At 71.4% G+C, this 5,192-nt stretch carries 4 protein-coding genes and 1 pseudogene; 2 read left to right on the top strand and 3 right to left on the bottom strand.

All coding sequences use genetic code 11. The features are described 5' to 3' along the window. From HGA02_RS09660 to HGA02_RS09670, 3 genes are all read right to left on the bottom strand, one after another. A partial coding sequence (locus HGA02_RS09660) for a MarR family winged helix-turn-helix transcriptional regulator (protein WP_168678830.1) occupies positions 1–381 on the bottom strand: 381 nt, incomplete at its 3' end. Between the two features lie 144 nt (positions 382–525). Further along, positions 526–1,503, bottom strand: a complete 978-nt coding sequence (locus HGA02_RS09665) for an aldose epimerase family protein (protein WP_168678831.1) — start codon at positions 1,501–1,503, stop codon at positions 526–528. A gap of 28 nt (positions 1,504–1,531) precedes the next feature. Then, the gene (locus HGA02_RS09670) at positions 1,532–4,000 is read right to left on the bottom strand and encodes a glycoside hydrolase family 94 protein (protein ID WP_168678832.1); all 2,469 of its coding nucleotides are present in this window, start codon (positions 3,998–4,000) and stop codon (positions 1,532–1,534) included. 261 nt (positions 4,001–4,261) lie between these two features. On the opposite strand from HGA02_RS09670, the gene dcd reads away from it, so the two are divergent. Continuing rightward, positions 4,262–4,837 carry a dCTP deaminase gene (gene dcd / locus HGA02_RS09675; protein ID WP_168678833.1) on the top strand — a complete coding sequence of 192 codons (576 nt, stop codon included), beginning with the start codon at positions 4,262–4,264 and terminating at the stop codon, positions 4,835–4,837. Positions 4,838–4,841: 4 nt separating this feature from the next. Further along, positions 4,842–5,192, top strand: a pseudogene (locus tag HGA02_RS09680) (hypothetical protein); the annotation flags it as partial.

Consider the following 5,192-nt stretch of genomic DNA (forward strand, 5'->3'; position numbering starts at 1 on the left):
GATGCGGTCCCCGACGGCGTCGCGGTGCCGGGCCGCGATGGCGGCGCCGGCCGCGGCCAGCACGCGTCGCGCGTCGGCGCCGCGGGGTGTGGCGACGACGAGCTTGGCGCGCCGGTCGGCGGGGTCGGGCCGGCGCTCGACGTACCCGAGGGCCTCGAGCTCGTCGACGGACGTCCCGACGACCTGCTTGTGCTGGCCGGTCCGGCGCCCGATCGCGGTGGCTCTGGTGCCGTCGTCGTCGAGGGCGCCGAGCACGCTGCGGTGCTGCGGGCGCAGGTCGGGGTGCCCGGCGGTGGTGAGCCGGTGCGCGGTCTCGTCGTCGATCGCGGTGCGCACGCGGGCGGCGAGCGCACCCAGGTCGGTGGGGGCGTCGGCGGTCATCGCGACCTTTCGTCAGGCACGGTGACGGTCAGCGCGAGTGACCGTCAAGGATCCTGACGATAGCGCGGTTCGCGACCGCGTCCCAGCCGGGCACGACGACGCCCGGGCGCACCGTGGTGCGGCCCGGGCGTCGGGTGCGAGCGGTCAGACCGTGACGGCGATCGCGAACGACCCCGTGCGCTCCTCACCGGGTTCGAGCACGAAGACCCCGGTGCCGGGCACGCCGGCCTCGAACAGCGCGACGCCGTCGTTGACGTTGGTCGCGGGCTCGATCGCGAAGTACGCGCGACCACGCGGTGCGTAGAACACGAGGTGCTCGTAGACGGGGTCCGCGGTGAGGTCCACGGTCACGTCCGGCTGCGCGTACCGGATGGTGATCGGCTTGTCGGTGTCGCGCGCGTTGTAGACGTCGTCGATGAACGCGCCGTCGAGCACGCGCGGGGCCAGGAAGTCCGCGCGCGGCGTGAGCGGCCCCGACGGGCCGGTCGGCATCGGCACACCCGGGTAGCACGCGTGCGCGGGCACCTGCACGACCGGGTGGCCGAGCGGGCGCGGGGCGACCGCGCCGACGGGTGCCAGCGACCGCTGGAAGTACGGGTGGTGGCCGAAGCCGCCCGGGAACGCCTCGGAGTCGACGTTCCGCAGCGTCGTCGTCACCTCGAACGTCCCGCCGCGCACCGCGTACGTGATCGTCGACGTGAAGTGCCACGGGAAGTTGATCCCGACGTGCTCGCGCGTGTCGATGCCCACCGTGACCGACCCGGGCGTGCGGTCGAGGACGTCCCAGCGCGCGTACCGGACGGCGCCGTGGATCGCGGTGCCGTCCGCGCAGTCGCGCTGCAGCCGGTGGGTGCGGCCGCGGAACGTCAGCGCCCCGTCACGGACGCGGTTGGACCACGGGATCATCGGGAAGCTCGCGCACTTCTCGACGACCCCGCGGCCGCCCCGGCTGGTGGGACGGAGCAGGTCGCGCCAGACGCCGTCCGACGTGCGGATGCGGCCCGCACCGAGCGACGCGCCGGTGCCGGGGAGGACGTCGACCTCCCAGGCGCCGTCCGCGATCGTGACGACCCGCGGGTCGTCCGTGCGCACCTCGGTGGGCGCCGCGTCGAGCAACGTCATGTCCCTGCCCCGTCCCTCGTGGCCGTGCTCAGACCGTGACGGCGACGCGCACCGTCGCCCCCGCGGGAGCGTAGGGCACGGTGTTGCCCTCGACCGGGGCACCGTCCACGGTGAGCGAACCGCGCGCACCCGGCGCCCCGGAGTTGGTGACCGTGATCTCGTACGTCGCGCCGCGGGCGACGCGGGTGACCGTGTACGACGGGACGTCGGGGCCGATCTGCGGGTCGACGACCAGGCCGTCGTAGTCCGGCCGGACGCCCAGCAGGTACTGCGACACCGCCACGAAGTTCCACGCCGCCGTGCCGGTCAGCCACGAGTTCTTGGCCTCACCGGCGCGCGACGCCTCCTTGCCCGCGATCATCTGCGCGTACACGTACGGCTCGAGCTTGTGCGTGTCGGAGATCTCCTCGCGGTACGCCGGGGTGATCCGCTTGTAGTAGTCGAACGCCTGCGCACCGCGCCCCACGACCGTCTCGGCGATGATCACCCAGGGGTTGTTGTGGCAGAAGATGCCGCCGTTCTCCTTGTAGCCGGGCGGGTACGTCGAGACCTCGCCGAGCTCGATCTGGTACGTCGTGTACGCCGGGAACTGGAGCACCAGGCCGTGCGGCGTGCCGAGGTGCTCGTTGACCGCGTCGAGCGCCTGGATCGCCGGGGCGTCCGCGTCGTCCGGGCCGCTGCCGACGCCGATGCCCGCCATGACGGCGAAGCCCTGCGGCTCGATCCAGATCTTGCCCTCGGGCTTCGCGTCGGTGCCGACCGGGTTGCCGTAGTAGTCGTAGGCCCGGAGGAACCACTGGCCGTCCCAGCCGTGCTCGAGCACCGCGGCACGGACCTCGTCGACGTACTTGCGTGCCTCGGTCGCGACGTCGGCCAGGCCGCGACGCTCCGCGAGGTTCGCGTACTCGGCGCCGTACAGCACGAACTGCGCGGCGATGAACACGGACTCCGCGACACCGCCCGCCTGGTTCTCGGTCGTCTGGAACGACTCGCCGGGCGTCGTCGAGAAGCAGTTGAGGTTGAGGCAGTCGTTCCAGTCGGCGCGGCCGATGAGCGGCAGGCCGTGCGGGCCCCGGTTCTGGACCGTGAACTGGAACGAACGCGTGAGGTGCTCGAACAGCGGGACCTCGGAGCCGGGCTCGTTGTCGAACGGCACGGGCTCGTCGAGGATGCTCCAGTCGCCCGACTCCTTGATGTACGCGGCGACGCCGGCGATGAGCCACAGCGGGTCGTCGTTGAAGCCCGAGCCGATGTCGTTGTTCCCGCGCTTCGTCAGCGGCTGGTACTGGTGGTACGCCGAGCCGTCCGCGAACTGCGTCGACGCGATGTCGATGATCCGCTCGCGCGCGCGCTCCGGGATCAGGTGGACGAAGCCCAGCAGGTCCTGGTTGGAGTCGCGGAAGCCCATGCCGCGGCCGATGCCGGTCTCGAAGAACGACGCCGAGCGCGACATGTTGAACGTGACCATGCACTGGTACTGGTTCCAGATGTTGACCATCCGGTCGAGCTTCTCGTCGGTGCTCGACACCGAGTACGTCGACAGCAGGTTCGTCCAGTAGGCGTTGAGCGCCTCGAGCGCGGCGTCGACCTGCTCGCTCGTCGCGAACCGGCCGAGCAGCGCGTGCGCACCCGTCTTGTTGACGACCTGGTGGGCGTCGTCGGCCCACTTCTCCTCGACCGGGTTCTCCAGGTAGCCGAGGACGTAGACGAGCTCGCGGGACTCGCCCGGGGCCAGCTCGACGACGACCGAGTGCGAGCCGATCGGGTACCAGCCCGACGCGACCGAGTCGGCGGACTTCCCGGCACGCGGGACCGACGCCTCGCCGAGCGAGTTGTACGCGCCGACGAACGTGTCGCGGTCCGTGTCGAACCCGTCCGCACGCGTGTTCACGCCGAACACGGCGTAGTGGTCGCGGCGCTCGCGGTACTCGGTCTTGTGGAAGATCGCCGAGCCGTGCGGGCCGTCCTGCTCGACCTCGACCTCGCCGATCGACAGGTTGCGCTGGTAGTTCGTCTGGTCGTCCTGCGCGTTCCACAGGCAGAACTCGACGAACGAGAACAGCGTCGCCGACTTCGGGGCGTCGGACGTGTTCGTGACGGTGACCTTCTGGACCTCGGCGTTCTCGCCGAGCGGGACGAAGAACAGGGTCTGCACGCGCAGACCGTTCCGCTCACCGGTGATCGTCGAGTAGCCCAGGCCGTGCCGCGCCTCGAAGTGGTCGAGGTCCGCCTTCACCGGCAGCCACGACGGGGTCCACACGTCGCCGCCGTCGTTGACGTACAGGTAGCGGCCGCCCGCGTCGGCGGGGATGTTGTTGTAGCGGTAGCGCGTGAGCCGGCGCATCTTGGCGTCGCGGTAGAACGAGTACCCGCCCGCCTGGTGCGAGAGCAGCGAGAAGAACTGCTCCGACCCGAGGTAGTTGATCCACGGGTAGGGGGTGTGGGGCGTCGTGATGACGTACTCGCGCGCCGCGTCGTCGAAGTGGCCGAACCGCATTGGACTTCCTCGGGTGCTCGGAGACGTCCGTGCCCGGTCACCCGTGGATCCGCGTCGGCGCGGTCCGTCGTCGGGCTGTCTGACGCGGCGTCTGATCGGTGCGAGAGCGCTCCCACGCGCCTCACGGAAGGATGATAGCCGCCGGGGGCGATATCGAAAACGTCGCCCCTCCGCACGTCCGTGCAGCGCGCGCGGGCGACGCGTGTCCACAGCCCCGGACCGCGTGAACCGGACGGGCGTCCGGACGACTACCGTGGGCCCGTGCTGCTCTCCGACCGTGACATCAGGGCCGAGCTCGAGTCGGGCCGCGTCGGCCTCGACCCGTACGAGCCGGCGATGCTCCAGCCGTCCAGCATCGACGTGCGCCTCGACCGGTACTTCCGGCTGTTCGACAACCACAAGTACCCGGTGATCGACCCGTCGGTCGACCAGCCCGACCTCACGCGCCTGGTCGAGGTCGAGGACGGCGAGCCGTTCGTGCTGCACCCCGGCGAGTTCGTCCTCGGGTCGACGTACGAGCAGGTCACGCTGCCCGACGACGTCGCCGCGCGGCTCGAGGGCAAGTCGTCGCTCGGCCGGCTCGGGCTGCTCACGCACTCGACGGCCGGCTTCATCGACCCCGGCTTCTCCGGGCACGTGACGCTCGAGCTCTCGAACGTCGCGACGCTGCCCATCCTGCTGTGGCCCGGCATGAAGATCGGCCAGCTCTGCTTCTTCCGCCTGACGTCCGCCGCCGAGCAGCCCTACGGCTCCGCCGCGTACGGCTCGCGCTACCAGGGCCAGCGCGGGCCGACCGCGTCGCGGTCCTTCCAGTCGTTCCACCGGACGCAGGTCTGAGCGGATGGCCGACGCGCTCCCGCGGCTGAACGTCAAGGACGCCTCGATCCGCGACCGGCACCTCCTCGGGCTGCCCGAGGGGATCGAGGTCGACGAGATCGAGGTCCTCGCCATCTCCCGGTTCGCGCAGGCGCACTGGGAGGAGTCGACGCAGGAGGTGCCGCAGCAGCGCGGCTTCGTGCGACCCGTGACCGCCGCGCTCGGCATCCGTGCGGTCTCCGCCGCACCCGCCGTGCGCGCGCTGCGCCTCGCGCGGCTGTCCGCGCTCAGCGGGCCGTTCGGCGTGTCGCCCGAGGACGCCGTGGGACTCGGGCTGCCCGCGTCGACCGCCGTCGTCTACGACCTCGACTGCCCG

Source organism: Cellulomonas septica, from assembly GCF_012396155.1.
Lineage (GTDB): Bacteria > Actinomycetota > Actinomycetes > Actinomycetales > Cellulomonadaceae > Cellulomonas > Cellulomonas septica.

Excerpts from the sequence above, each read along its gene's own strand:
- HGA02_RS09665 (WP_168678831.1), bottom strand. The coding sequence starts at position 1,503 with ATGACGTTGCTCGACGCGGCGCCCACCGAGGTGCGCACGGACGACCCG.
- HGA02_RS09670 (WP_168678832.1), bottom strand. The coding sequence starts at position 4,000 with ATGCGGTTCGGCCACTTCGACGACGCGGCGCGCGAGTACGTCATCACG.